21 protein-coding genes and 1 riboswitch are annotated in these 26,396 nt (G+C 71.3%); of the genes, 10 read left to right on the top strand and 11 right to left on the bottom strand.

The features are described 5' to 3' along the window. Positions 1 to 35 precede the first annotated feature (35 nt). From OHO27_RS10460 to OHO27_RS10440, 5 genes are all read right to left on the bottom strand, one after another. The gene (locus OHO27_RS10460; RefSeq protein ID WP_328422538.1) at positions 36 to 716 is read right to left on the bottom strand and encodes a response regulator; all 681 of its coding nucleotides are present in this window, start codon (positions 714 to 716) and stop codon (positions 36 to 38) included. Next, the gene (locus OHO27_RS10455; RefSeq protein WP_328422536.1) at positions 713 to 2,389 is read right to left on the bottom strand and encodes a sensor histidine kinase; all 1,677 of its coding nucleotides are present in this window, start codon (positions 2,387 to 2,389) and stop codon (positions 713 to 715) included. The genes OHO27_RS10460 and OHO27_RS10455 overlap by 4 nt, the downstream gene beginning before the upstream one ends. Before the next feature lie 107 nt (positions 2,390 to 2,496). Next, a complete protein-coding gene (locus tag OHO27_RS10450; RefSeq protein WP_328422534.1) occupies positions 2,497 to 3,438 on the bottom strand; it encodes a sucrase ferredoxin in 942 nt (313 codons plus the stop codon). A 221-nt stretch (positions 3,439 to 3,659) separates the two neighbouring features. Further along, positions 3,660 to 3,896 (bottom strand): hypothetical protein, encoded by a 237-nt coding sequence (locus tag OHO27_RS10445; RefSeq protein ID WP_328422532.1) that lies wholly within the window; start codon positions 3,894 to 3,896, stop codon positions 3,660 to 3,662. Between the two features lie 153 nt (positions 3,897 to 4,049). Continuing rightward, on the bottom strand, positions 4,050 to 4,601 hold the full coding sequence (locus tag OHO27_RS10440; RefSeq protein WP_328422530.1) for a DUF6082 family protein: 552 nt from the start codon (positions 4,599 to 4,601) through the stop codon (positions 4,050 to 4,052). Between the two features lie 323 nt (positions 4,602 to 4,924). On the opposite strand from OHO27_RS10440, the gene OHO27_RS10435 reads away from it, so the two are divergent. Further along, positions 4,925 to 6,097, top strand: a complete 1,173-nt coding sequence (locus OHO27_RS10435) for a CobW family GTP-binding protein (protein WP_328422528.1) — start codon at positions 4,925 to 4,927, stop codon at positions 6,095 to 6,097. Here OHO27_RS10435 and OHO27_RS10430 read toward each other — a convergent pair. Then, positions 6,094 to 8,550: a DNA gyrase/topoisomerase IV subunit A gene (locus OHO27_RS10430; RefSeq protein WP_328422526.1), complete on the bottom strand. Its 2,457-nt coding sequence runs from the start codon at positions 8,548 to 8,550 to the stop codon at positions 6,094 to 6,096. The two genes, OHO27_RS10435 and OHO27_RS10430, sit on opposite strands and share 4 nt — an antisense overlap. 546 nt (positions 8,551 to 9,096) lie before the next feature. Between OHO27_RS10430 and OHO27_RS10425 the strand changes: the two genes are divergently transcribed. The 4 genes from OHO27_RS10425 (at position 9,097) to OHO27_RS10410 (ending at position 13,956) form a co-directional block, all read left to right on the top strand. Then, entirely contained in the window at positions 9,097 to 10,476 is a 1,380-nt protein-coding gene (locus tag OHO27_RS10425; protein ID WP_328422524.1) for a M16 family metallopeptidase, read from the top strand. Then, positions 10,473 to 11,861, top strand: a complete 1,389-nt coding sequence (locus OHO27_RS10420) for a M16 family metallopeptidase (RefSeq protein ID WP_328422522.1) — start codon at positions 10,473 to 10,475, stop codon at positions 11,859 to 11,861. Before OHO27_RS10425 ends, OHO27_RS10420 begins: the two co-directional genes overlap by 4 nt. A 212-nt stretch (positions 11,862 to 12,073) precedes the next feature. Next, a riboswitch (cyclic di-AMP (ydaO/yuaA leader) is annotated at positions 12,074 to 12,266 on the top strand. A gap of 13 nt (positions 12,267 to 12,279) precedes the next feature. Beyond that, positions 12,280 to 13,062 carry a M23 family metallopeptidase gene (locus OHO27_RS10415; RefSeq protein WP_328422520.1) on the top strand — a complete coding sequence of 261 codons (783 nt, stop codon included), beginning with the start codon at positions 12,280 to 12,282 and terminating at the stop codon, positions 13,060 to 13,062. 198 nt (positions 13,063 to 13,260) lie between these two features. Then, positions 13,261 to 13,956, top strand: coding sequence for a GntR family transcriptional regulator (locus OHO27_RS10410; protein WP_328422518.1), 696 nt, complete (start codon positions 13,261 to 13,263; stop codon positions 13,954 to 13,956). 210 nt (positions 13,957 to 14,166) lie between these two features. Here the strand turns inward: OHO27_RS10410 and OHO27_RS10405 are convergent, their stop codons facing one another. Then, on the bottom strand, positions 14,167 to 14,448 hold the full coding sequence (locus OHO27_RS10405) for an HPr family phosphocarrier protein (RefSeq protein WP_328422515.1): 282 nt from the start codon (positions 14,446 to 14,448) through the stop codon (positions 14,167 to 14,169). A gap of 190 nt (positions 14,449 to 14,638) precedes the next feature. On the opposite strand from OHO27_RS10405, the gene OHO27_RS10400 reads away from it, so the two are divergent. The 4 genes from OHO27_RS10400 to OHO27_RS10385 are packed head-to-tail and all read left to right on the top strand — an operon-like array spanning position 14,639 to position 20,017. After that, positions 14,639 to 17,485 carry a bifunctional acetate--CoA ligase family protein/GNAT family N-acetyltransferase gene (locus OHO27_RS10400; RefSeq protein ID WP_328422512.1) on the top strand — a complete coding sequence of 949 codons (2,847 nt, stop codon included), beginning with the start codon at positions 14,639 to 14,641 and terminating at the stop codon, positions 17,483 to 17,485. A 52-nt stretch (positions 17,486 to 17,537) separates the two neighbouring features. Next, positions 17,538 to 18,125 (top strand): DUF5998 family protein, encoded by a 588-nt coding sequence (locus OHO27_RS10395; protein WP_328422510.1) that lies wholly within the window; start codon positions 17,538 to 17,540, stop codon positions 18,123 to 18,125. Position 18,126: 1 nt separating this feature from the next. Continuing rightward, positions 18,127 to 19,320 (top strand): alkaline phosphatase family protein, encoded by a 1,194-nt coding sequence (locus OHO27_RS10390; RefSeq protein WP_328422508.1) that lies wholly within the window; start codon positions 18,127 to 18,129, stop codon positions 19,318 to 19,320. A gap of 55 nt (positions 19,321 to 19,375) precedes the next feature. Beyond that, positions 19,376 to 20,017 (top strand): thymidine kinase, encoded by a 642-nt coding sequence (locus tag OHO27_RS10385; protein WP_328422506.1) that lies wholly within the window; start codon positions 19,376 to 19,378, stop codon positions 20,015 to 20,017. 43 nt (positions 20,018 to 20,060) lie between these two features. On the opposite strand, the gene OHO27_RS10380 is transcribed toward OHO27_RS10385, so the two are convergent. Further along, complete coding sequence (locus OHO27_RS10380; RefSeq protein ID WP_328422504.1) at positions 20,061 to 20,864, bottom strand: VOC family protein; 804 nt, start codon at positions 20,862 to 20,864, stop codon at positions 20,061 to 20,063. A 294-nt stretch (positions 20,865 to 21,158) separates the two neighbouring features. On the opposite strand from OHO27_RS10380, the gene OHO27_RS10375 reads away from it, so the two are divergent. After that, positions 21,159 to 22,010: a sulfurtransferase gene (locus OHO27_RS10375; RefSeq protein WP_328422502.1), complete on the top strand. Its 852-nt coding sequence runs from the start codon at positions 21,159 to 21,161 to the stop codon at positions 22,008 to 22,010. 143 nt (positions 22,011 to 22,153) lie between these two features. Here OHO27_RS10375 and sepH read toward each other — a convergent pair whose 3' ends face one another. The 3 genes from sepH to OHO27_RS10360 form a co-directional block, all read right to left on the bottom strand. Beyond that, the gene (gene sepH / locus OHO27_RS10370; protein ID WP_328422500.1) at positions 22,154 to 23,194 is read right to left on the bottom strand and encodes a septation protein SepH; all 1,041 of its coding nucleotides are present in this window, start codon (positions 23,192 to 23,194) and stop codon (positions 22,154 to 22,156) included. 462 nt (positions 23,195 to 23,656) lie between these two features. Beyond that, on the bottom strand, positions 23,657 to 24,976 hold the full coding sequence (locus OHO27_RS10365; protein ID WP_328422498.1) for a D-arabinono-1,4-lactone oxidase: 1,320 nt from the start codon (positions 24,974 to 24,976) through the stop codon (positions 23,657 to 23,659). Beyond that, on the bottom strand, positions 24,936 to 26,174 hold the full coding sequence (locus tag OHO27_RS10360; protein WP_328422496.1) for an MFS transporter: 1,239 nt from the start codon (positions 26,172 to 26,174) through the stop codon (positions 24,936 to 24,938). The genes OHO27_RS10365 and OHO27_RS10360 overlap by 41 nt, the downstream gene beginning before the upstream one ends. Between the last annotated feature and the right edge of the window lie 222 nt (positions 26,175 to 26,396).

The raw sequence follows: 26,396 nt of genomic DNA, 5'->3' as shown, positions 1-26,396 counted from the left end.
GCACGGTTCCTTCCCCCGCCCCCACGGGCCGTGCCTCAGGCGCGGGTCGCCCACACGTAACGGTGTTCCGGGCGACCCGCGTCACCGTACTTGAGGGTGAGACGGGCCCGCCCCGTGCGCTCCAGGAGCTTGAGATAGCGCTGGGCGGTCTGACGGCTCACTCCGGTCCGCTCGGCGATCTCCTGGGCCGACAGCGGGCCTTCGGCATTCATCAGGGCGCGGCGTACGAGTTCCGCGGTGGTGGGGGAGTGGCCCTTGGGCAGGTCGGGCTCCGAAGACGCCGACAGGGCGCCGAAGATGCGGTCCACCTCGGCCTGCTCCGCCTCGCCGCCGCCGTCCAGGGTGCGGCGCAGTTCGCCGTACGCCTCCAGCTTGGCGCGCAGGCCCGCGAAGGCGAACGGCTTGACCAGGTACTGCAGTGCTCCATGCCGCATCGCCGCCTGCACGGTCGACACGTCCCGCGCCGCCGTCACCATGATCACGTCGGCCTGGTGGCCGCGCCGGCGCATCTCCTGGACGACCGCGAGGCCCGTCTCGTCGGGCAGGTAGTGATCCATGAGGACCAGGTCCACGCGGGGCAGCTCCTCCACCTGACGAAGCGCCTCGGCCGCGCTGTGCGCCTCGCCGGCGACGTGGAATCCCGGCACCTTCTCGACGTAGGCGGCGTTTACCCGCGCCACGCGCGTGTCGTCGTCCACGACCAGGACCTCGATCATCGCGACTCCTCCTCGGCGACGGTCTGCGCATCTGACGGCACGGCGAGAGCAGGCTCCAGATCCGGCTCGGCGAGTGCCTCGGGCAGGATGACGGTGAACTCCGCGCCGCCGCCGGCCGCCTCGCCCACCGTCGCGCTGCCACCCTGCCGTTCGGCGAACCTGCGCACCAGGGAGAGCCCGATGCCGCGCTCACGGTGAGCCGGGGGCTTCTTGGTGGACCACCCCTCGGTGAAGATCAACTCGCGGTGCTCCTCCGGGATTCCCGGCCCCGTGTCGCGCACCCGGAGGGTCGCGGTCCGCCCCTCGGCACGCAATTCGACCTCAACGGCCGCGTGTGCGGTGCCCGCGGCGGCGTCCAGAGCGTTGTCCACGAGGTTGCCGACGATCGTGACGAGCCCCCTGGGGTCGATCAGCCGGTCCGGGAGCCCGGTGCGGTCCGAGAGACGCAGTGCGACGCCCCGCTCGGCCGCGACGGTCGCCTTGCCGACCAACAGGGCGGCGAGCAGCGGGTCCTGGATCTTCTCGGCGACCTGCTCGGCGGTGTCCCGGTGATCGCCGACCACCTCCCCGACGAACTCCACGGCGTCGTCGTACATCTCCAGTTCGAGCAGTCCGAGAAGCGTGTGCATCCGGTTGGCATGCTCGTGGTCCTGGGCGCGCAGGGCGTCGATCAGTCCGCGCGTGGAGTCGAGCTCCCGGCCGAGCTGCTCCAGCTCCGTGCGGTCGCGCAGGGTGGCGACGGCACCGCCGTCGTCGGTGGGCATGCGGTTGGCGACCAGGACGCGCTGACCACGGACCGTGAGCAGATCGGTGCCCGTCACCCGGCCGGCCAGCACGTCCGTCGTACGGCCCCCGCCGAGCGCCTCGTCGAGGGACCTGCCGACGGCCTCGTCACCGATACCCAGCAAGCGCCGCGCCTCGTCGTTGAGGAGGCGGATGCGGCCGGTGCGGTCCAGCGCGACGACGCCCTCCCGGATGCCGTGCAGCATCGCCTCGCGCTCCGCGAGCAGCGCCGAGATGTCGGAGAAGGCCAGGTCCCGGGTCTGTCGCTGGACCCGGCGGGAGATGAGCCAGGCGGCCAGCGCGCCGACCGCAAGGGCGCCGCCCGCGTACGCCAGCAGCCCCGGGATGGCGTGCAGCAGCCTTGCCCGCACGCTGTCGTAGGCGATGCCGACCGAGACCGCCCCGATGATCCTGCCGTCGTCGTCGCGCAGCGGTACCTTGCCGCGGGCGGTGCGGCCCAGAGTGCCGTCGTCGATCTGCATGACGTCGTGACCGGCGAGAGCCTGGCCCGGGTCGGTCGAGACGATCCTGCCGACCTCGCCCGGCGTGGGGTGGGACCAGCGCACCCCACGCCGGTCCATCACGACGACGTACTCGGCCTTGGTGGCCTCGCGGATCCGCTCCGCCTCCCGCTGGACCGGCCCGCCGGTCGTCGCGGGGGTGCTCTGCAGGTCCTCGGCGATGCGGGGCTGCACCGCGGTGGTCTGCGCGATCGACAGCGCGCGGCGCATCGCCTGGTCGTCCAGCTGGTCGCTGAGCGGTGCGAGGAACAGGCCGGTCGCGAGCACCGCGACTCCCGCGGCGATCGCCACCTGCATCAGCAGCACCTGCGCGAACATCCGGCGGGGCAGAGCGAGGCGCAGGCGACGTGCGGGGGGAGTGCGGCTCATACCCATGACGGTACGTGGGCCTGTCGGCGCTCCTGGAGGGGTGTGGCGTGGATCTCTTGATCGATGTCGGGCAGCCGGTCCACCTGATGGTGAGCCGACGCACCTGATCAGCTTGCGAGTGCCGTTGTCACCGTGAGCTCACGCACCGCCACGACGTCCATCCGCGCGGGCGTGCCGAGCACCGAACCGCAGCTCTCGGGACGCGGCGGCACGGAGGCCTCCTGCGCGACGACGACCCGCCAGTGGCGCCCGTCCACGTGGGCGACCGTCACCTCCCAGCGCGGGGCCGCGCCGTCCGTCCGTACGACGCTCAGGGCTTCGGCGGCGTACTCGCCCGCAGTCGAGCGCACGGCCAGCTCGGCCGCCTGGCCCGGTCGCTCCCAGGCCGAGTTCCCGCGGCACCCCTCGACCACGATCCGGCCTTGCTGGACGCTGTGCAGGACATCCTTGACGGCGTGGGCCTGCGCCCGGCCGTAGGCGTAGCCGTACGGCAGTACGAGCAGCGTCGGTGAGAACCGGTGTCCCCCCAGATGGGTGACCTCCCAGACGCCGTCCACGCCGGAGGCCGCGAGCTCGGCCGCGAGCGGGCGGCCGAGGAGCGCGCAGCAGCGGTCCCGCTTGCCGTTGGTGCAGACGAGCGCGAGCGGGTCGCCGGTGTGGGGCCGCCCCTGGAGCGCCGAGCCGAAGGAGCGGTGGTCGCCCCTGCCGAGCGCGGCGAAGTCCAGGTCGAGCAGGTGCCGGGGGTCGCGAGTGGTGGCGGAGTGCAGCCATACGTTGCCAGGGGTGGTGTGAGCCACGTAGACCCGGCGCTCGGCCGGAATCCCGCAGTCGGCGTGCCGACCGGGGCGACGGATCAGCGCGACGCGCACGCTCGTGCCCAGCGCGGCCGCCTCCAGGGCGCGGCCCAGGGCGGGATTTAGGTGGCTCTGCGTGAGCGCCTTGGCACCCCACGGGCCGGGCTGCTCCAGCAACAGCCAGGTCGTCGCGTTCGCCGCGGTCCCCGCGATGGGCTCGTCGAGGTCCTGCGAGACGGTTGAGCACGTACTCACAGAGGTGAGCCTAACCTGACTTGAGTGGGGGTGGCGGCTCGAGGGGCTGACACACGTGTGGCCTGGAGCCGTTCTGGCGCCAGGCCTCATCGGTGGAGATCGAGCAGTGACGGGGTGCCGGCTGCTCGCGGGGTCGGTGGCCCGGCTCGCTCAACGGTTGCGCGCGGCCGGGGGAGCGTGACGGTACGGGTCTGGGGTGGACGCGTGCTCGTGCGGTGGTCTCAGGCGTCGGGGATGTCTGCCTTGGCGCGGATGAGAGTCTCCCGGCTGACGATGACGATGCGCTCGTAGTCGGCGCGGGCGGCGTCGGCGGGCAGTTCCGGCTCAAGCGCCTCGGTGGCCTCGGTGCCGATGACGGCGAAATTGCCGTCACTGAGTTCGAACACATCGGGGCAGTTGGCTCCCGATGTACTGCCCCGGGCGCTTGGAGGCACACCGATGCGGCGCACGATTTTCAAGGGTTACCGGTCCTTCGAAGGTTCTTGGGCTTGGTGATTTGGCAGCACCTTACTGGGCTTTGTGATGACTGTGCGGCTGCACGGGCGAAGTGTCCTGGTCCGGTTCCTGATGCGTGCGCGTCGCCTGCTCATGGGAGTCCCCTGCAGGGGTGATTACATGATCGGCGGGTTGCCCACCACCCACCATTCGTCGGTGTCGGCCTCGTCTAGGTCCTTGATGAGCGCGTCCACCATGCGGCCGATCTTTGCCTCGTCCGACGACGGTTCCAGAGTGGCGCGCTGTCCTCGGGAAGCCTCCCAGTATTCACGCAGCACGGGGCTCTGGAAGATCTCGCGCAGCCGTCCGAACAGCTCGTCGAGGTCCAGGATCCCCATCCGGTACAGGTGGTAGAGGTTGACGTACCAGGCATTGGCGTAGAAGAACTGCCGCCGTTTCTCGGCGGGGATGCTCTTGTCGTAGGTGTCGATGACGGCGGCCAGCGAGGGGTCGTCGATCGCCTTGGCCAGGAGTTCCCAGTGCATTCGCTGCTGGTGCTCCAGCGCCTCGCGCCGGGAGGCCAGTTCCTCGAGTTCCAGCCGCCTCATCTGCAGGCGAGCCTCTTCCAGACGCCGCTGACGCGAGGCCAGCGTGAATGTGGCGGTGGCGAGGAGTAAGCCGGCCGCAGTCGTGGCCAGCCTCCCCGCTGTGATTTTCCGTGTGGCCATGTCAATTACCCCCGATCAAACGGCCGTCCGCCGGTCGTCGGGGTGCGGGTCGACTGGAGGGAACCGGCGAGCCGTGGGCGGCGCTTGCCGTCTCCCAGAGTGCCGAGCGGCTCTGATCGGCGGGGAGGCGGAGAGGCGGCGCACGGAGGGAAGCGAGGGTCGCACGCTCCGGCGCCATGCCCAACGTCTGCCCGGCAAGTGCTGCTAACAATCGTTCACTTCGCAGTGATTCTTCCGGCTCGTATCCTGGGTCGGCATTCAATCTTCGTACGCGCGCCGGACCCGTGAGCCGGTGCACTCGTCGGCGTGAGAAAGGTCGCACGTTGAGTCAGCCGAGCCCCGTGCCGCAGCAGATTCCGGTCGTCGTCCTCGCCGGATTCCTCGGTTCCGGCAAGACGACTCTGCTCAACCACCTCCTCCACCGCAGCGGCGGCACCCGCATCGGCGCCATCGTCAACGACTTCGGAGCCATCGAGATCGACGCCATGGCCGTCGCCGGCGCGCTCGGCGACTCCACCGTCTCCCTCGGGAACGGCTGCCTGTGCTGTGCCGTCGACTCCAGTGAGCTGGATGTCTACCTGGAGCGGCTCGCCCGGCCCTCCACCGGCATCGACGTCATCGTCATCGAGGCCAGCGGCCTTGCCGAGCCCCAGGAACTCGTGCGCATGGTGCTCGCCAGCGAGCATCCGGGCATCGTGTACGGCGGACTCGTCGAGGTCGTCGACGCCGCCGAGTTCGAGGACACGCGCGCCAGGCACCCCGAGGTCGACCGGCATCTAGCCCTCGCCGACCTCGTTGTCGTCAACAAGCTGGACCGCGCGGAGGACGGCGAGCGCATCCTCGGGCTGGTCCGCGATCTCACTGACGGTGCTGCCGTCGTTCCCGCCACCTATGCCCGTATCGACCCCGAGTTCCTCTTCGACTGCCGTCCCGGCGAGGAGCGCATCGGGCAGCTGTCCTTCGACGACCTGCACCAGCACGACGGCCCGCACCAGCACGACGGCCTGCATGAGCACGACGGTCCGGACGAGTACGACGGTCCGCACGAGCACGGTGAGGACCACTGCGGCCATCTGCACACCGGCTACGACAGTCTGCCCTTCACCTCCGAAGTTCCCCTCGACCCACGTCGGTTGATGGACTTCCTGGACAGCAGGCCGGAGGGGCTCTACCGCATCAAGGGGTACGTCGACTTCGGCCCGTACGACCTTCACAACCGCTATGCCGTCCACGTCGTCGGCCGCTTCCTCCGCTTCTACCCGGAGCCCTGGCCGGCCGCCGGCGCCCGCCTCACCCAGCTCGTGCTCATCGGCTCCGGCATCGATTCCGCTGCCCTGGCCAAGGACCTTCAGGCGTGCAAGAGCGACGCCCCGCACGCCGACGAGCACGGCATGTGGGGCGTTCTGCGCTACGTAAAGGGCCCGGAGGACCAGGGCCCGGAGGGCCAGGACCCGGAGGGCCAGGACCCGGAGATCGGGGCCTTCGAGGAGGTCTAGACCGGGCCCGCCACCACCGACACCGTCTTCGGCAGCGACACCCCCGAGCCGTCGCGACGCGGATCGATCTCCGGGAGGTCTGCCGGGGTGCCGTTCTTCTGCGCGGCGCGTGCCGGGACGGCGCCCGCCCAGGCCAGGGCCAGGCAGTCCTCGCCCTTCAGGAACCGCTGGCAGCGCACGCCACCGGTGGCACGGCCCTTGCGCGGGTACTGGTCGAACGGGGTCAGCTTGGCCGTCGTCTGGACCGAGTCGTCCAGCGTGCCGCGCGAGCCCGCGACCGTGAACACCACCGCGTCGACCGCCGGGTCCACGGCCGTGAAAGAGATCACCTTCGCGCCCTCGGTGAGCTTGATGCCCGTCATACCGCCGGCGGCGCGGCCCTGCGGGCGGACCTGCGCGGCCTGATAGCGCAGCAGCTGTGCGTCGTCCGTGATGAAGACCAGGTCCTCCTCACCCGTGCGTAGCTCGATCGCACCGACGATCCGGTCGCCCTCCTTCAGGGTGATGACCTCCAACTCGTCCTTGTTGGTCGGGTAGTCGGGCACCACGCGCTTGACGACACCCTGTTCCGTGCCGATCGCCAGGCCGGGGGAGGACTCGTCGAGCGTGGCCAGGCAGACCAGGGTCTCGTCGCCCTCCAGGGAGACGAACTCCGACAGGGGTGCGCCGCCCGAGAGGTTCGGCCGCGACGCGGTCTCCGGCAGCTGTGGCAGATCGACGACGTTGATCCGCAGCAGCCGGCCCGTGGACGTCACCGCGCCCACCTCACCGCGGGCCGTCGCCGGCACCGCCGAGAGGATCACGTCGTGCTTGGAGCGCTTCGCCTCGCCGTCCTCCGCGAACGGGTCGCCGTTCGCCGTACGGGCGAGCAGACCCGTCGAGGACAGGAGCACCCGGCACGGGTCGTCCGCCACCTGAAGCGACGCGGTGGCGACCGGCGCACCCGCGGACTCCAGCAGGACCGTACGGCGTTCAGTGCCGAACTTCTTGGCGACCGAGGCTAGTTCGGCGGAGACCAGCTTGCGCAGCTCGGCGTCCGAGTCGAGGATACGCGTCAGCTCGGCGATCTCCTCGTTCAGCCGCTCCTTCTCCGCCTCCAGCTCGATGCGGTCGTACTTGGTGAGACGGCGCAGCGGCGTGTCGAGGATGTACTGGGTCTGGACCTCGCTCAGCGAGAAGCGCTCCATCAGGCGCTCCTTGGCCTGTGCGCTGTTCTCGCTGGAGCGGATCAGGCGGATGACCTCGTCGATGTCGACCAGGGCCGTGAGCAGGCCCTCGACCAGGTGCAGTCGGTCGCGGCGCTTGCTGCGGCGGAACTCGCTGCGGCGTCGGACGACCTCGAAGCGGTGGTCGAGGTAGACCTCCAGCAGTTCCTTCAGGCCCAGGGTGAGGGGCTGGCCGTCGACCAGCGCGACGTTGTTGATGCCGAAGGACTCCTCCATCGGCGTCAGCTTGTACAGCTGCTCCAGGACCGCCTCCGGCACGAAGCCGTTCTTGATCTCGATGACCAGGCGCAGGCCGTGCGCGCGGTCGGTGAGGTCCTTGACGTCGGCGATGCCCTGCAGCTTCTTCGAGCCGACCAGGTCCTTGATCTTGGCGATCACCTTCTCCGGGCCGACCGTGAAGGGCAGTTCGGTGACGACGAGACCCTTGCGGCGGGCGGTCACGGTCTCGATCTCGACCGTGGCACGGATCTTGAAAGTCCCGCGGCCCGTCTCGTACGCGTCCCGGATGCCGGCCAGGCCGACGATCCGGCCGCCGGTGGGCAGGTCGGGGCCCGGGACGTGCTTCATCAGCGTTTCCAGATCCGCGTTCGGGTGGCGGATCAGGTGGCGGGCGGCCGCGATGACCTCGGAGAGGTTGTGCGGCGGCATGTTCGTGGCCATGCCGACGGCGATGCCGGACGCGCCGTTGACGAGGAGGTTCGGGAAGGCGGCGGGCAGCGCCACCGGCTCCCGCTCCTGGCCGTCGTAGTTGGGCGTGAAGTTGACCGTGTCCTCGTCGATCGACTCGGTCATCAGGCTGGTCGCAGCGGCCTGCCGGCACTCGGTGTACCGCATGGCGGCCGGCGGGTCGTCGTTGCCCAGCGACCCGAAGTTGCCGTGGCCGTCGACCAGCGGGAGGCGCATCGAGAAGGGCTGGGCCATGCGCACCAGGGCGTCGTAGATCGACGCGTCGCCGTGCGGGTGCAACTTACCCATGACCTCGCCGATGACGCGGGCGCACTTCACATAGCCGCGGTCGGGGCGCAGGCCCATCTCGTTCATCTGGTAGACGATGCGACGGTGCACGGGCTTGAGGCCGTCGCGGGCGTCCGGCAGGGCGCGGGAGTAGATGACCGAGTACGCGTACTCGAGGAAGGAGCCCTGCATCTCGTCGACGACGTCGATGTCGAGGATCTTCTCCTCGTACGAGTCCTCGGGCGGCGGGTTCTTCGTGCTGCGGCGGGCCATCGCTGCCGGCTCCTCTGGTTCTGGTCGCTCGAGCGTTTGCGGATCTGACGCGGACCATTGTGGACCGCGGCACTGACAACCACCGACCAGGACCCGATGTTGGGCTCCGACCCGGCATCGCAGAAGTGTCGCCGACGCCGGGCCTCCCCCGCGACGGAGGGGAGGGGTGGGGCACGAACATCATGGTCCGGGACCGCGCTTGCGGCCGGAGAAGTCGAAGGCAAGCGCGCGCCGCGAGACCGTTCACTCGCCGGAGTGATCGGCGGGCACCGTGCCAGGTCGCGGGGTGTACGAGCCCGAGTACGCCCTGTGGGCACGGTCGGCGCGTCCCGGGCCGGCCCCGTTCGGCAGGGGCGCGGGAGGGGACGGCGAGCCGTGCTTGAGGGCCGCCCCGCGCGTCGACGCGGGCCCGCACTCACCCGCGTACCGGCCCGGCGTTCTGACCGGGAACTTCGCCGACCCTTCGGACGCTGCATACAGTGGCAGGAACTGAGCACGAACCACTCGACACAACGCAGTGCACGCGACCGGAAGGACACCTTGCCCATGGGTCACACGGCCACACCGGAGGCACAATCCGGCGGCCTCACCGCCACGGAGCACCGCCTGGCCAACGGCCTGCGCGTGGTGCTCTCCGAGGACCACCTCACGCCGGTCGCCGCGGTCTGCCTCTGGTACGACGTCGGCTCCCGCCACGAGGTCAAGGGCCGTACCGGACTCGCCCACCTCTTCGAGCACCTGATGTTCCAGGGTTCGAGCAGCGTGAAGGGCACGGGCCACTTCGAGCTCGTCCAGGGCGCGGGCGGCTCGCCGAACGGCACCACGAGCTTCGAGCGCACCAACTACTTCGAGACCATGCCCGCCCACCAGCTGGAGCTCGCGCTCTGGCTGGAGGCCGACCGCATGGGCAGCCTCCTGGTGGCGCTCGACGAGGAGGGCCTGGAAAACCAGCGCGATGTCGTCAAGAACGAGCGCCGGCAGCGCTACGACAACGTCCCGTACGGCACGGCGTTCGAGAAGCTGACCGCCCTGTCGTACCCCGACGGGCACCCCTACCACCACACGCCGATCGGTTCGATGGCCGACCTGGACGCGGCCGGTCTGGAGGACGCCCGCGCGTTCTTCCGCACCTACTACGCGCCCAACAACGCCGTCCTGTCGATCGTCGGCGACATCGACCCGGCGCAGACGCTCGCCTGGGTCGAGAAGTACTTCGGCTCCATCCAGTCCCACGACGGCAAGCCCGCGCCCCGCGACGGCTCGCTGCCCGACACCATCGGCGAGCAGCTGCGCGAGGTCGTCGAGGAGAACGTCCCCGCGCGCGCGATGATGGCCGCCTACCGGCTCCCGACGGACGGCACGCGCGAGTGCGACGCCGCCGACCTGGCGCTGACCGTCCTCGGCGGCGGCGAGTCCTCCCGCCTCTACAACCGGCTGGTACGCCGTGACCGTACGGCCGTGGCGGCCGGGTTCGGCCTGCTGCGCCTGGCCGGGGCGCCCTCCCTGGGCTGGCTGGACGTGAAGACGTCCGGCGACGTCGAGGTGCCCGTCATCGAGGCGGCCGTCGACGAGGAGCTCGCCCGCTTCGCGCAGGAGGGCCCCACCGCCGAGGAGATGGAGCGCGCGCAGGCCCAGCTGGAGCGCGAGTGGCTGGACCGGCTCGGCACGGTCGCGGGCCGCGCCGACGAACTGTGCCGGTACGCCGTCCTCTTCGGCGACCCGCAGCTCGCCTTCACCGCCGTGCAGCGCGTCCTCGACGTCACCGCTGAGGAGGTCCAGACGGTAGCCCAGGCCCGTCTGCGTCCCGACAACCGCGCGGTGCTGGTGTACGAGCCGGTCGCCGACGAGGCCGAGGACCTGGAAGCCGCTCCCGACGGGGCCGCACCCGCCGGGACCACCGACGAGAACGAGGAGTCGGCGCAGTGACCGAGCTCGCCAGCATGGAGTTCCACCCGCAGCCCCAGGCCGGCCAGGCCCGGCCCTGGGCGTTCCCGGCACCGGAGCGCGGCACGCTGGACAACGGCCTGACGGTCCTGCGCTGCCACCGCCCCGGCCAGCGGGTCGTCGCTGTCGAGGTCCTCCTGGACACGCCCCTGGAGGCCGAGCCGAAGGGCCTGGACGGCATCGCCACGATCATGGCGCGTGCCTTCTCGGAGGGCACCGACAAGCACACCGCCGAGGAGTTCGCGGCCGAGCTGGAGCGCTGCGGCGCCACACTCGACGCGTACGCCGACCACCCCGGCGTCCGCGTCAGCCTCGAGGTGCCCGTCTCCCGTCTCCCGAAGGCGCTCGGCCTGCTCGCCGACGCGCTCAGGGCGCCCGGGTTCGAGGACGCCGAGGTCGAGCGCCTGGTGCGCAACCGCCTCGACGAGATCCCGCACGAGCTGGCCAACCCCTCGCGCCGCGCCGCCAAGGAGCTGTCCAGGCAGCTGTTCCCGGCGACCTCGCGCATGTCCCGCCCGCGCCAGGGCACCGAGGACACGGTCGCCGGCATCGACTCCGCGGGCGTACGTGCCTTCTACGAGCGGCATGTGCGCCCGGCGACGTCGACCGTCGTGGTCGTCGGCGACCTCACCGGCGTCGACCTCGACGCCCTCCTCGGCGACACCCTGGGAGCCTGGACCGGGTCTCCGGCCCAGCCCCGGCCGGTCCCGCCGGTGACCGCGGACGACACCGGGCGCGTCGTGATCGTGGACCGCCCCGGCGCCGTCCAGACGCAGCTGCTGATCGGCCGCGTGGGTCCCGACCGGCACGACCGCGTCTGGCCCGCGCAGGTCCTCGGCACGTACTGCCTCGGCGGCACCCTCACCTCCCGCCTGGACAAGGTCCTGCGCGAGGAGAAGGGCTACACCTACGGTGTGCGCGCGTTCGGGCAGGTCCTGCGCTCCGCCCCGGACGGCTCGGGTGCGGCGATGCTCGCCATCAGCGGCTCCGTGGACACCCCGAACACCGGTCCCGCCCTGGACGACCTCTGGAAGGTCCTGCGCGGTGTCGCCGATGGGGGACTCACCGACGCCGAGCGGGACTTCGCCGTGCAGAACCTCGTCGGGGTGGCGCCGCTGAAGTACGAGACGGCCGCGGCCGTGGCGAGCACGCTGGCAGACCAGGTCGAGCAGCACCTGCCCGACGACTTCCAGGCGACGCTGTACCAGCAGCTCGCCGCGACCGGCACCGTCGAAGCCACCGCGGCGGCCGTGAGCGCCTTCCCGGTCGACCGTCTGGTGACGATCCTCGTCGGCGACGCGGCCGAGATCCGGGAGCCCGTCGAGGCCCTCGGCATCGGTGAAGTCAGCGTCGTGGCGGCCGAGTAGGGACAAGCGTGGCGCCGGAGACGGCACGCACGCGTAGGGGCCCTGGTGACCAAAGAGTCACCAGGGCCCCTTTATGCCCGAATTGAGGGAGAGATTGCCTGTCTGACCTGTGGGATGCACTACAAAAGGCAGGATCCGTTTGGGGATTGAAAGATGCCCCGTTTAGCGTCTTCCGGGCTGTCCGTCAGGCACTCCGCCGCGCCCGCGGCACCGGACAGTCATCGCCGAGTCCCCGTACGGCGCGAGCCAGGGGAGCCGGGGACCCGCCCTCCTACCGCCTCGCGGCTGGAGGGGCCCAGAAGTCCCTGGGGTGAATCGGACGCCCGCGCAGCCGCGAGGGGGTCCGTAGGAGACCTTCCTGCTCCGAACCCGTCAGCTAACCCGGTAGGCGAGAAGGAAGGAAAGGACCAGCCACTTCATGGCGTTCACCTGCGCCACCGGGAAGCGTTCCACGGGCAAGCACCGTCGCCCCAGCCGCTTCGAGCGCACCACCGCCCGCGCCGCGGGCGTCGCCGCACTCACCGCCACCGGCGTCATCGGCACCCTGGCCGCCCCGGCGCTCGCCGCCGAACCGGCCGTCGAGCAGACCGGCCTCATCCCCGTCGTCTCCGTCGAGAACTCGATCGCCGACCAGATCGACGCCCAGGCCGCCGCCCAGGAGCAGGCAGCCAAGGAGGCCGCGGCCCGCAAGAAGGCCGCCGAGGAGGCCGCGCGCAAGAAGGCCGCCGAAAAGGCGAAGAAGGAGCGCGAGGCCAAGGAGCGCGCCGCCCGCGAGGCCGAGCGCAAGCGCCTGCTGTCCTACGTCGCCCCGATCTCCGGCTCGTACGTCTCCACGGGCTACAAGGCCGGCGGCGCCGTCTGGTCCTCCGGCAGCCACACCGGCGTCGACTTCCATGCCGCCAGCGGCACCTCGGTCCACTCGGTGGCCTCCGGCACCGTCGTGGAGGCCGGCTGGGGCGGGTCGTACGGCAATCAGGTCGTGATCAAGATGAACGACGGCACGTACACCCAGTACGGCCACATGTCGTCCATAGCCGTCTCGGTGGGCCAGACGGTCACTCCCGGTCAGCAGATCGGCCTGTCCGGCGCCACCGGCAACGTCACCGGGCCGCACCTGCACTTCGAGGCCCGCACGACGCAGGAGTACGGCTCCGACATCGACCCCGTCGCCTACCTGCGCTCGCACGGCGTGAACATCTGACGCCCCACTGCTGATGCCCCTGCGTCTTCCGAAAGCCCCGGCTCCCCGAGCCGGGGCTTTCGGCGTTTCGAACGACCCGCTGTCCAAAAAATATCCATGGATTCCGGCCTCCCGTCGGAAATTCCCGCCGGTTGCAATAGAGTCACTGAACACACGTCATTCGTCGACGTTTCACGGGGATTAAGGCGGAGGTCGGTCATGCGTATTCCGGCGCACTCGGTATGCACCGCGATCCGGGACGACATCGTCGCCGGGGTCCACGCGCGCGGCGGCAGGCTCACCGAGGAACTCCTTGCCCGCCGCTACGGCGTCTCCCGCGTCCCCGTGCGCGAGGCCCTGCGCACCCTGGAGGCGGAGGGCTTCGTGGTGACCCGGCGGCACGCGGGCGCGTGCGTCGCCGAACCGAGCGAACAGGAAGCCTCCGACCTGCTGGAGATGCGCACCCTCCTGGAGCCGCTCGGCGCCTCCCGGGCCGCCCAGCGGCGCACCGAGGCCCATCTGAAGGTCCTGCGCGGCCTGGTCAGGCTGGGCCAGGAGCGGGCAAGGCGGGGAAACAGCGAGGACCTGCGCTCGCTGGGCGGCTGGTTCCACGAGACGCTGGCCCAGGCCTCCGGCAGCCCGGCCCTGACCTCGATGCTGACCCAGCTGCGCCACAAGATCGCCTGGATGTACGCCGTCGAGGCACCGGCCGACCCCGTGGAGTCCTGGACCGAGCACGGCGCGATCGTGGACGCGGTGGCGCGCGGCGACGGCGAGCGCGCCCGCGCGATCACGGCGCTGCACACCGAGCGCTCGATCTCCGCGCACCGGCTGCGCTTCGGCTCCCGAGGTGATCGCGCGGAGCGTGTGAGGAATTCGCAACATCCCGTAAACATGCCGAGCCTGCGGCATTAACACGGGCGCCGTATACAAAGAGGGATATTCGGAGGCGGGTAATTTCCGCTGCCCTTTTTCAGGTGTGCGGGTAATTCTCGGGCCGCCAACCTCAAAAAGCGGGACCGGCTGCCTCACATCAGGAAGCCGCCTGCTCAAAACAGCGAAGCCGCGCCCGCCGGAAAGGCGGACGCGGCTTCACCGCTTGCTGTGGAGTCCCGCTCAGGTCACTCAGACCGTCTCGGGCAGCTCCTCGAGGCCCTCGGAGACCAGCTTCGCCAGACGGTCGAGGGCGACGTCCGCACCCTCGGCGTCGGAGGCGAGGACGATCTCCTCGCCGCCCTGGGCGCCCAGGCCCAGCACGGCCAGCATGGAGGCCGCGTTGACGGGGTTGCCGTCGGCCTTGGCGATCGTCATCGGGACGCCTGTGGCCGTGGCGGCTCGGACGAAGATGGAGGCGGGGCGGGCGTGGAGGCCCTCGGCCCAGCCGACGTTGACGCGGCGCTCAGCCATGTGATGCTGCCCTTCGGTGTTCAGGGTTGTCTAGACCAGTTTCCCACACCCGTGAAGCACGACGGAACTGGACGAACGTCTGACGAACGTCCCCTCCTGAGGTGACCGTCGGGTCGCGGCCTCGACCCCACGTACGTCCTGACCAGACTGCCTCGCGCCGTTGTCGGACGCGAGCCGTACTCTGGGCCCCATGCAGAGCGCCTCGGACAGGCACGCGTACCCCGCCCACTGGGAAGCCGACGTGGTGCTGCGCGACGGCGGCACCGCGCGCATCCGCCCCATCACCGTTGATGACGCCGAGCGCCTGGTCAGCTTCTACGAGCAGGTGTCGGACGAGTCGAAGTACTACCGCTTCTTCGCGCCCTACCCGCGACTGTCCGCGAAGGACGTCCACCGCTTCACGCACCACGACTTTGTGGACCGGGTGGGACTCGCGGCCACGGTGGGCGGCGAGTTCATCGCCACCGTACGCTACGACCGGATCGGCGCCGACGGAATGCCCGCGTCCGCCCCCGCCGACGAGGCCGAGGTCGCCTTCCTCGTCCAGGACGCCCACCAGGGCCGCGGCGTCGCCTCCGCCCTGCTCGAACACATCGGGGCAGTCGCCCGCGAGCGCGACATCCGCCGCTTCGCCGCCGAGGTACTGCCCGCGAACAACAAGATGATCAAGGTGTTCACGGACGCGGGGTACACGCAGAAGCGCAGCTTCGAGGACGGCGTCGTCCGCCTGGAGTTCGACCTGGAACCGACGGACCGCTCGCTCGCCGTGCAGTACGCGCGCGAGCAGCGCGCCGAGGCGCGGTCCGTACAGCGGCTGCTGGTGCCCGGCTCGGTCGCCGTCATCGGCGCGGGCCGCACCCCCGGCGGGGTCGGCCGCAGCGTCCTGGGCAACATCCGGGACGCCGGATTCACGGGGCGGCTGTACGCGGTGAACAGGGCGTTCCCGGAGGACGTCAAGGAACTCGACGGGGTGCCCGCCCACCGCTCCATGCGCGACATCGACGAACAGGTCGACCTTGCGGTGGTCGCGGTGCCGGCCGCGTACGTCCCCGAAGTGGTCGCCGAATGCGGCGAGCACGGCGTGCAGGGGCTGGTCGTGCTCGCCGCCGGGTACGCCGAGAGCGGGCCCGACGGCCGCGATCGGCAGCGTGAACTCGTACGGCAGGCACGCGCGTACGGCATGCGCATCATCGGGCCGAACGCCTTCGGGATCATCAACACCTCCGCCGACGTACGGCTGAACGCCTCCCTGGCCCCCGAGATGCCCCGGCCGGGCCGCATCGGGCTGTTCGCCCAGTCCGGAGCGATCGGCATCGCGCTGCTGTCCCGGCTCCACCGGCGAGGCGGCGGCGTGACCGGCGTCACCGGTGTGTCGACCTTCGTCTCGTCCGGCAACCGGGCCGACGTGTCCGGCAACGACGTCCTTCAGTACTGGTACGACGACTCGGACACCGACGTAGCCCTGATGTACCTGGAGTCCATCGGCAACCCGCGCAAGTTCAACCGCCTCGCCCGGCGTACGGCGGCGGCCAAGCCGTTGGTCGTGGTGCAGGGCGCGCGACACGGCGGCGCGGCGCCACAGGGTCATGCGGTGCGCGCCACGCGGCTGCCGCACGCCACGGTGTCCGCGCTGCTGCGGCAGGCCGGGGTGATCCGGGTGGACACCATCACCGAGCTGGTGGACGCGGGTCTGCTGCTCGCGCGCCAGCCACTGCCGACCGGGCCGCGGGTGGCGATCCTCGGCAACTCCGAGTCGCTGGGGCTGCTGACGTACGACGCGTGTCTCTCCGAGGGGCTGCGGCCGCTGCCGCCGCTGGATCTGACGACGGGGGCGTCCGCGGCGGACTTCCACGAGGCGCTGTCGCACGCGCTCGCCGACGAGAGGTGCGACGCGGTCGTCGTCACCGCCATTCCGGCGATCGGCGACGCCTCGACCGGCGACGCCGAGCTGGCACAGGCCCTGCGGTCGGCGGCCGAGCGGGTGCCGGGGAAGCCGGTGCTGGTGGTGCACGTCGAGCTGGGCGGCCTCGCCGAAGCCCTGTCGGCCGCGGCGAGCACCGCACCGCAGGCGGACCGCAAGGCGCCCGGCACCATGATCCGTCCCCACCCGTTCCGCCCCCTGGACTTCCAGGCCGGGAACCCGGCCGAGCAGTCGGACACCGCGCAGAGCCCGACGACCCTCATCCCCGCCTACCCCGCCGCCGAGCGGGCAGTGCGCGCCCTCGCCGAAGCCGTCAACTACGCGCAGTGGCGACGCGACGCGGCCGACCCGGGCAAGGTGCCCGAGTACGAGTCCATCGACGAGAAGGGCGCCGCCCAGCTGATCGGCGGACTGCTCGCGCGCGGGCAGGGGCTCACGCTCGGCACGGACGAGACCTGTGACCTGCTCGGGAAGTACGGCATCGAGGTGCACCGCGCTCTGCACGCACCCACCCCCGACGCCGCCGCCGACGCCGCCCGCACCCTCGGCTACCCCGTCGCCCTCAAGGCCACCGCCCCGCACCTGCGGCACCGCGCAGACCTCGGCGGCGTACGGCTCGACCTCGCCGACGAGGAGCAACTGCGGCGGGCCTACGCCGAGTTGACCGAACTGTTCGGCAGGCCGGAGGAGCTGCGGCCGGTCGTGCAGAGCATGGCACCGCGCGGCGTCGACACCGTCGTACGGGCCGTGATCGACCCGGCGGCCGGCGCCGTGCTGTCCTTCGGGCTCGCCGGAGCCGCCTCCCAACTGCTCGGGGACATGGCGCACCGGCTGATCCCGGTCACCGACCGCGAGGCGACCTCGATCGTGCGCTCCATCCGGACGGCACCGCTCCTCTTCGGCTGGCGCGGCTCCGCTCCCGTCGACACACCTGCCCTGGAGGAGCTGCTGCTGCGGGTGTCGCGGCTGGTCGACGACCACCCGGAGGTCGTCGCGGTCACCCTGGAACCGGTCGTCGTCGCCACCCACGGCCTGAGCGTGCTCGGCGCCTCCGTACGCCTCGCGCCGCCGCCCGCCAGGGACGACCTCGGGCCGAGGACCCTGCCGACGTACTGAGGGCGCCCTGAGCGGTGCCTCGCAGTCAGTGCGCCCCCGTAGGATGGGCCTCATGGCCAAGACCAGTACGACGACCCAGGGGCTGCGTGCGGCGATCGAGCGCAGCGGCTACTACCCGGCCCTCGTGGCCGAGGCGGTGGAGGCCGCTGTGGGCGGCGAGCCCATCCGGTCGTACCTGGTCCACCAGGAGACGACGTTCGACCAGAACGAGGTGCGGCGGCACGTGACCGTGCTCGTCCTCACCCACAACCGTTTCATCGTCAGCCACACCGACGAGCAGGCCGCCGACAGCACCTCCCCGACGCCGTACGCCACGACGTCCACCGAGTCCGTGAAGCTCGGCCGGATCTCCTCGGTCGTCGTCAGCCGCGTCGTCGCCAACCCGGAGTCGTACACGCCGGGCACGCTGCCCCGCGAGATCGTGCTGACCATCGGGTGGGGCGCCGTCGCCCGGCTCGACCTGGAGCCCGCCGCCTGCGGGGACCCCAACTGCGAGGCCGACCACGGCTACACGGGCAGCTCCACGGCGGACGACCTCAGCCTGCGCGTCAGCGAGGCCGGCGACGGACCGGAGACGGTGCGCCAGGCGCTCACCTTCGCGCAGTCGCTCTCCGAGGCGACCGCGGACATCGCCCGCTGAGATGATCCAGCCCACCGTCTGGGACTCCCACCCGGAACCCCTCGCCGTCGACTCCGCGCCCGTCCCCGAGTACGGCAGCGGCTCGCTCGCCGATCTGCTGCCCACACTGGCCGCCGGCATGGCCGTACCGGACATGACCGCCGCGATCCCTGAGCTGACCGCCGCCGACCGCGCCTGCGTGTTCCTGATCGACGGCCTCGGCTGGGAGCAGCTCAAGGCGCACCCCGAGGAAGCGCCGTTCATGACGTCGCTCCTGAGCAGCTCGCGCGGCGGCACCGGACGCCCGCTCACCACCGGCTACCCCGCGACCACCGCGACCTCCCTCGCCTCCGTCGGCACCGGCCTGCCGCCGGGCGCGCACGGCCTGCCCGGGTACACCGTGCGCAACCCGGACACCGGCGAGCTGATGAACCAGCTGCGCTGGCAGCCGTGGACGTCGCCGCGCGTCTGGCAGCCGTACCCCACGGTCTTCCAGCTGGCCCAGCAGGCGGGCGTGCACGCGGCGCAGGTGTCGTCGCCCACCTTTCAGAACACCCCGCTGACCAAGGTCGCGCTCAGTGGCGGAACGTTCCTGGGGCGGCTGCCCGGCGAGGACCGTATGGACCTCGCGGCCGAGCAACTGGCCGCGGGCGACCGGTCCCTGGTCTACACGTACTACGCCGAACTCGACGGCGCCGGCCACCGCTACGGCGTCGACTCGGACACCTGGCGCGGCCAGCTCATGTACGTCGACCGGCTCGTCCAGCGCCTCGCGGAGCAGCTGCCCCCGCGCACCGCGCTCTACGTCACCGCCGACCACGGCATGATCGACGTGTCCTTCGACGAGCAGCACCGCATCGACTTCGACGAGGACTGGGAGCTGCGCGCCGGCGTCGCCCTGCTCGGCGGCGAGGGCCGCGCGCGGCACGTGTACGCGGTGCCCGGCGCCGCGAACGACGTCCTGACCTGCTGGCGCGAGGTGCTCGGCGAGCAGTTCTGGGTGGCCTCCCGGGACGAGGCGATCGCGGCGGGCTGGTTCGGGCCACGGATCGACGAGCGGGTGTACGGACGGATCGGCGACGTGATCGCGGCCGCCCGGGACGACGTCCTGATCATCGCCTCCGAGCGGGAGCCGAAGGAGTCGGCGATGGTCGGCAACCACGGTTCGATGACCCCCGCCGAGCAGTTGATCCCCCTGCTCGAAGTACGCTCCTGAAACCTCCGTAGCCCGCCGTGGCCGACGCTCTCCGCCGAAAGGTGCTCAACTCAACATGCCCGAGCTGGTGTTCTTCTCCGGAACGATGGACTGCGGGAAGTCGACGCTGGCTCTCCAGATCGAGCACAACCGTTCGGCGCGTGGGCTCGCGGGCATGATCTTCACACGTGACGACCGCGCGGGCGAGGGCAAGTTGTCCTCGCGGCTCGGCCTGGTCACGGACGCGGTGGAGGTCGAGGACGGCGTGGACCTGTACGCGTACGTCGTCGACCACCTCTCCAGGGGCGGCCGCGCGGACTACGTCATCGCCGACGAGGCACAGTTCCTCGCGCCCGGCCAGATCGACCAACTCGCCCGCGTGGTCGACGACCTGGGCCTGGACGTGTATGCCTTCGGCATCACGACGGACTTCCGCAGCAAGCTGTTCCCCGGGTCGCAGCGTCTGGTGGAACTGGCCGACCGGGTCGAGGTGCTCCAGGTGGAGGCCTTGTGCTGGTGCGGCGCCCGCGCCACCCACAACGCCCGCACGATAGGCGGCGAGATGGTCGTCGAGGGCGCGCAGGTGGTCGTCGGTGACGTCAACCAGGCGGACGCCGTGGGTTACGAGGTCCTGTGCCGCCGCCACCACCGACGCCGGATGACGGCGGCGAGCGCACGGGCGGCGGCGCTGTCCCCGGACGTCCTGCCGGTGCAGTAGGTCTGAGCCGAGGTCCCGTTCAGCGGCCTTGCTCCCGGGCCCGTCAGCGCGGGTCCTGGATCAGGGAGAACCGGGCGCCCTCGGGGTCCGCCACGGTAGCCACACGGCCGTGGGCGCTGTCGTGGGCCGGCCTGAGGACATGGCCGCCGAGCTCGACGACCCGGGCCAGCGTCTCGTCCGTGTCGGCGACCTCGAAGTACGTCACCCAGTGCGGGCCACGGTCGCGCGGCAGGGAGGTGCCGACGCCGTGGATGCCGGCGACCGCGCGGCCGTCGACGAGCAGGGTGACGTAGTCGAAGTCGGCGGAGACCACCGGCTCCTCCTCGTAGGCGAACACGGTCTCGTAGAACTTGGCCACGTTCACGGACTCGAAGGTCAGCAGCTCGTTCCAGGCCGGGGTGCCGGGCACGCCCGTGATGGCCGTGCCGCGGTGTTCGGCCCCCTGCCAGATGCCGAAGACGGCGCCGGACGGGTCGGAGCAGATCGCCAGCCGGCCGGCCTCGGCGGCGTCCAGCGGGCCCACGCCGACCGTGCCGCCGCACAGCCGTACCGTGTCGGCGGTCAGGCCGATGTTGTTCGAGGCGAGGTAGGGCGTCCAGGCGATGGGGAGGTGGCGGTCGGGCGGCAGCTGGCCGATGCCGGCGACCTCACGGCCGTTCAGCAGGGCCCGCACATAGGGGCCGAGTTGCTGGGGGCCGGGCTGGAACTCCCAGCCGAACAACGCTCCGTAGAAGTCCTCGGTCGCGGCCAGTCCGTGCACCATCAGACTCACCCAGCAGGGCGTGCCGGGCGCGTGCCGAGCGTGCGTCTCGCCGTTCGGGCCGGCCGACCCCCGTGCCTCGGTCATCGTCTCTCTCTCCTCGGCCCCTCGCGGTGGCCGTGTCGCTTCCGCTGTCCGGACCCCCGTGCCGATGCTCGCACCACCCGTGGCCACGCGCGCTGCGGGCGCGCCGCGCACGGCGGCGGTGCCCGGAGGATGCCCGGTGTGCGATTTACCGCCCGTTTCCGTGCGATTGCCGCCGGATGTCGATCGGCTGTACAGCATGTGCCTGATCCCGTACGCCTCGTGATCGGGCCTGTCCGGCGGGCAGAGTAACCGGACCGCGACGATGGGGCCACCCCGTGCGCAAGGATGGTGGCCATGAACGCCATCATCTCCGCAGCAGAACTCGCCGGCGAACTGACGGGCGACGAGCCCCCGGTGCTGCTCGACGTCCGCTGGCAGTTGTCCCTGGCCAAGGCGTCCGGTGAGCCGCCCTTCGACGGCCGGGCCGAGTACGGGGCCGGGCACATCCCCGGCGCGGTCTACGTCGATCTGGACCGGGAACTGGCCTCCGCGCCCGGTTCGCGCGGGCGTCATCCGCTGCCGGACTTGGCCGAATTCGGTACGGCGATGCGGCGGGCAGGTGTGACGTCCGGGACGCCGGTGGTCGTGTACGACGGCGGGCAGGGCTGGGCGGCGGCCCGGGCGTGGTGGCTGCTGCGCTGGACGGGTCACCCCGACGTGCGGGTCCTGGACGGCGGGTTGCCCACCTGGGAGGGGCCGCTGGAGACGTCCGTGCCGACCCCGGCGGAGGGCGACTTCGAGCCGGTACCGGGGGCGACGGGGCTGCTCGACGCCGACGCTGCCGCGGCGCTCGCCCGGTCCGGGGTGCTGCTGGACGCGCGGGCGGGGGAGCGGTACCGCGGCGAGGTCGAGCCGATCGACCCGGTGGGCGGCCACATCCCGGGCGCCGTGTCCGCCCCCACGAACGAGAACGTGACCGCGGACGGCCGCTTCCTCCCCGCCGGGCAACTCGCGGCACGCTTCAAGGCCCTGGGCGCGGCCGAGGGCACGGAGGTCGGCGTGTACTGCGGCTCGGGCGTCTCCGCCGCGCACCAGGTACTGGCGCTGGAGGTCGCCGGTATTCCGGCGGCGCTGTACGTCGGTTCGTGGTCGGAGTGGTCCTCGGACCCGTCGCGGCCGGTGGCCGTGGGTGCGGATCCGCAGTAGGGCGTGACGAGCGGGGGGCGGGGCGAGAACTCGGCCGGACCCACCAGCGGCACGACTCGCCCCACCCCGCACAGCACGAGGGCCGCGCTGCAACCAGCGCGGCCCTCGCTCTCGTACGACCGCACCCGCAGCCGTACGACCGACTACTCCTGCTTCTTCCTCCGCGTCCCGAACACGATCTCGTCCCAGCTCGGTACCGCGGCGCGGCGGCCCGGGCGGACGCCGTCCGCTTCGGCCTGGCGGTCCGTGGCGCCGATGAGGCGGTCGCGGTGGCTGCCGACGGAACGGGGCATCAGCACGTCCGCGTAGGCGGAGCCGGCCGAGGCGGCGGGAGCGGGAGGCTCCTCGGCTTCCGGCTCGGCGGGAGGTTCCTCCAGTTCGGGCTCCGGCGGGCGCTCCGGCACCACCATGTCGCCGCGGAAGCTGGGCACCGCCTCCAGCAGGCTGGTGAGCGAGTCCCGTTCCTCCGCCGTCTCCTCGACCGGCTCGGAGGCCTGAGCCGGCAGGCTCGGGCGCTCGGTGCGTTCGAGGGCACGGTCCATCGAGCGCTCGCGCGGAAGCCGGGCGATACGCGGCACGAACGGGAAGCTGGGCTCCGGCGCGGCGAGGTCGTCGGACTCGCCGATCAGCGAGCGCGCCTCCTCGTCGACGGCCTGGACGAGCCGCCGGGGCGGGTCGTACGTCCAGCTCGCCGAGTGCGGTTCGCCCGCCACCAGGTAGACCAGCAGCACTTCCCAGGTGCCGTCGTCGCGGCGCCACGAGTCCCATTGCGCGGTGTCCTTGTCGGCACCGCGCAGCAGCAACCGCTCCTGGACGGCCTCACCGAGCTGCGGGCCGGCGGCGTTCTCGCCGGGCCGGCGGACGGGAGTCTTGCGGGCCCGTTCTGCCATGAAGGCACGCTCGGCGAGCACGGGGCCCTCGAAGCGCCGGACGCGGTCGACGGGGATGCCCGCGAGCTGGGCGACCTCTTCCGCGGTGGCACCAGCGCGTATACGCGCCTGGATGTCACGGGGGCGGAGATGGCTCTCCACCTCGATCTCGATCTGGCCGAGGCGTGGACGGTCGCCGCGCACGGCAGCGCGCAGGCGTTCGTCGATCGGAAGGGTGTACTCCGTTGCGTCGGCAGCCTTCAGCACCAGCCGTGTGCCGTCATTGGAGACGGCCACGACACGCAGTTCGGGCATGGGGACCTCCCGGGTGGTGCCTGCCGACGTCACGTGCGTCGCTGCTTCCGCTAGTCGAGTGTGGCCTGCCCGGGTGCAGCCTGCCACAACCTTGCCGAGTTGCCCGGCGTGTCGGGCACGGGCCCTGGATCGCCGTTATGGCACGGTTACCTATTCGCAACGCTAAGTGACCAACTCCGTCACCCTGTGCAACTAGCCCCTCCCGGCGGTCCTTGAAGGCCACGGACGCCCAGGCGGGAGACCGGACCCAGGGCTCGCCACAGTACTCCATTTGGGCCACGTGCGTGGATTGGCACGCCGCCCAACTTCTGGCAAGAAGTGTGACTCGGCCGCCCGTTGAGCGGTTCGCGGATCTTGAACGTGGCGTACTTCACGCAAACGTCGGAAACGGAACTATTGCTTTCGTCCGTACGCCGCCCAGCAGCGAAGTCGGTTGGCCGAGCGGGGTGAGCCGGTCGGGCGCTACGCCCCCAACACCCGCCGCAAGTAGTCGTTCTGGAACCGGCGGTCGGGGTCAAGTCGGTCCCGCAGCGCCGTGAACTCGCCGAAGCGCGGGTATACCTGAGCGAAGTACTCGGCGTCCCGCGTGTGCACCTTGCCCCAGTGCGGGCGCCCCTCGTGCGCGGTGAAGATGTGCTCCGCGGCGGTGAAGTACCGCTGGTACGGCGCGCCCTTGACCATGTGGACGGCGATGTACGCACTGTCGCGGCCCGAGGCGGTGGACAGCGTGATGTCGTCGGCCGGCGCGGTGCGCACCTCGACCGGGAAGCTGACCCTGAGGCCGGAGCGCTCGACCATGGCCTTCAGTTCGCGCAGCGTCTCGACGACGGCCTCGCGCGGGACGGCGTACTCCATCTCCACGAAACGCACCCGGCGCGGCGATGTGAAGACCTTGTAGGGGATGTCGGTGTAGGTCCGCGCGGACAACGCCCTGCTGGAGACCCGGGCGATCGTGGGGATGGAGGCGGGCGCCGCGCGGCCGACCCATTGGGCCACCTGGAAGACTCCGTTGGAGAGGAACTCGTCCTCGAACAGGCCGCGGAGCTGGGGTACCGGCCTCTCCGGGCCCGCGCTGCGGTTGTTGCGCTTGGTGTTGGTGCTGCCGGTGTGCGGGAACCAGTAGAACTCGAAGTGCTCGTTCTCGGCCCACAGTTGGTCGAAGTCCGACAGGACCTTGTCGAGCGGCATCGGCTCCTCGCGCGCGGAGAGCAGGAAAATGGGCTCGACGGCGAAGGTGATCGCGGTGACGACGCCCAGGGCACCGAGGCCGATCCGGGCGGCCGCGAAGACCTCGGGGTTCTCCTTCTCGGAGCAGGTGAGCACCGAACCGTCTGCCGTGACCAGTTCCAGGGCCTTGATCTGGGCGGCGATCGAGCTCGACTCGCGGCCCGTGCCGTGGGTGCCGGTGCTGGTGGCGCCGGAGACCGTCTGCTCCATGATGTCGCCCATGTTGGTGAGCGAGAGCCCCTCGCGCGCGAGGGCCGCGTTGAGCCTCCTGAGCGGGGTGCCCGCCTCGACCGTGACCGTCATGGCCTCCCGGTCGATGTCGCGGATGCCGGTCAACAGCTGAGGGCGGATCAGCACGCCGTCGGTGGCGGCAATGGACGTGAAGGAGTGCCCGCTGCCCACCGCCTTCACCCTCAGGCCGTCCTCGCCGGCCCGGCGTATCGCCGCCGCCAACTCCTCGACGGAGGCTGGAGTGACCTCCCGTGCGGGGCGGGCGGCGACCGTGCCGCTCCAGTTACGCCACGTGCCGTTCCTGCCGCTCGCTGTGCTGCTCAACGGTGCCTCCCCGACGCGGAGCCGGCTTGCTGAGCCGGCGGTACCCCAGGAAACCGACCACGACCGCGACGGCCCCGGACACCGCCGGAACCCCGTACCCTGCGCCCGCACCGGCGGCGTCGATCACCCAGCCGGCGGCGGAGGAGCCGAGCGCGACCCCGACCGCGAGCCCGGTGCTCACCCAGGTCATGCCCTCGGTCAGTTGCGCGCGAGGTACGTGCTCTTCGATCAGGGACATGGTCGTGATCATCGTGGGAGCGACGGCCATGCCCGAGACGAACAGCGCCACGGCCAGAAACGGCAAGTTTCCGACCAGTAGGAGGGGGATCATACTCACGGCCATCGCGCATATGCCCAGCAGCCAACGACGTTCGGGCGCTCCCTTGAAGCGCAGCAGCCCGAACACGGCGCCCGCCGCGCAGGAGCCGGCCGCGTACAGGGCGAGGACGACACTCGCGGCGCCCTTGTGGCCCTGCTCCTCGGCGAAGGCCACGGTGACCACGTCGACGGCACCGAAGATCGCTCCGGTGGCCACGAACGTGGCCACCAGGACCTGGAGTCCGAGCGAGCGCAGCGCCGAGCCGTCGTCGTGTTGCTCGCGCGGGTGCGGCGCGGGCTCGGTGGCCCGCTGTGCGGTCAGCCAGAAGACGCCGACCGCCAGGAAGCAGCCCGCGAGCAGCGGCCCGGCCTCCGGGAACCACGCCGTGGACAGGCCGATGGAGATGATCGGCCCGAAGATGAAGCAGACCTCGTCGATCACCGACTCGAAGGAGTACGCGGTGTGCAGCTGAGGCGTCCCGCGGTACAGGGCGGCCCAGCGGGCACGGGTCATCGCCCCGATGCTCGGCACGCAGCCGATGCCGACGCATGCCACGAACAGCACCCAGTCCGGCCACTCGTAGTGGGCGGCGAACAGCAGCAGGGCCGCCCCCACGAGCGCGATCAGCGTCGCGGGACGCAGCACCCGCCGCTGCCCGTACCGGTCGACCAACCGCGAGACCTGCGGACCCGCCACCGCCGCGGCGAGCGCGATGGTGGCGGACAACGCGCCGGCGAGGCCGTACCGCCCGGTCAGCTGGGACACCATGGTCACGACGCCGATGCCCATCATCGACAGCGGCATCCGGCCGAGGAACCCCGCGGCGGAGAAGCCCTTGGAGCCGGGGGCGGCGAACAGGGCGCGGTAGGGGCTCGGCACGGGGGTCTCCGTCAGGCAGGAGCAGCGGGGCTGCGGTGGCTCGGGGTGGTGCAGGCAGGCGTGCGGGCACACGGCAGGGCGCGAAGGCGCCCCGTAAGGCGTGTGGATGGCCGATACAGCTTACGAGTTAGGTGACCCTAACGCACCCGCTCGGACGCAAGGGGAACCCGGGTGGTCACCCCGCCGTTTCCAGGCTGTCAGTACCGGATGACAGGATCGATC

It is taken from the genome of Streptomyces sp. NBC_00443, from assembly GCF_036014175.1.
In the GTDB taxonomy this organism is placed as follows: domain Bacteria; phylum Actinomycetota; class Actinomycetes; order Streptomycetales; family Streptomycetaceae; genus Streptomyces.
Note: the sequence above shows the minus strand (reverse complement) of the source record. Positions and strands in the feature narration are given on the sequence as shown.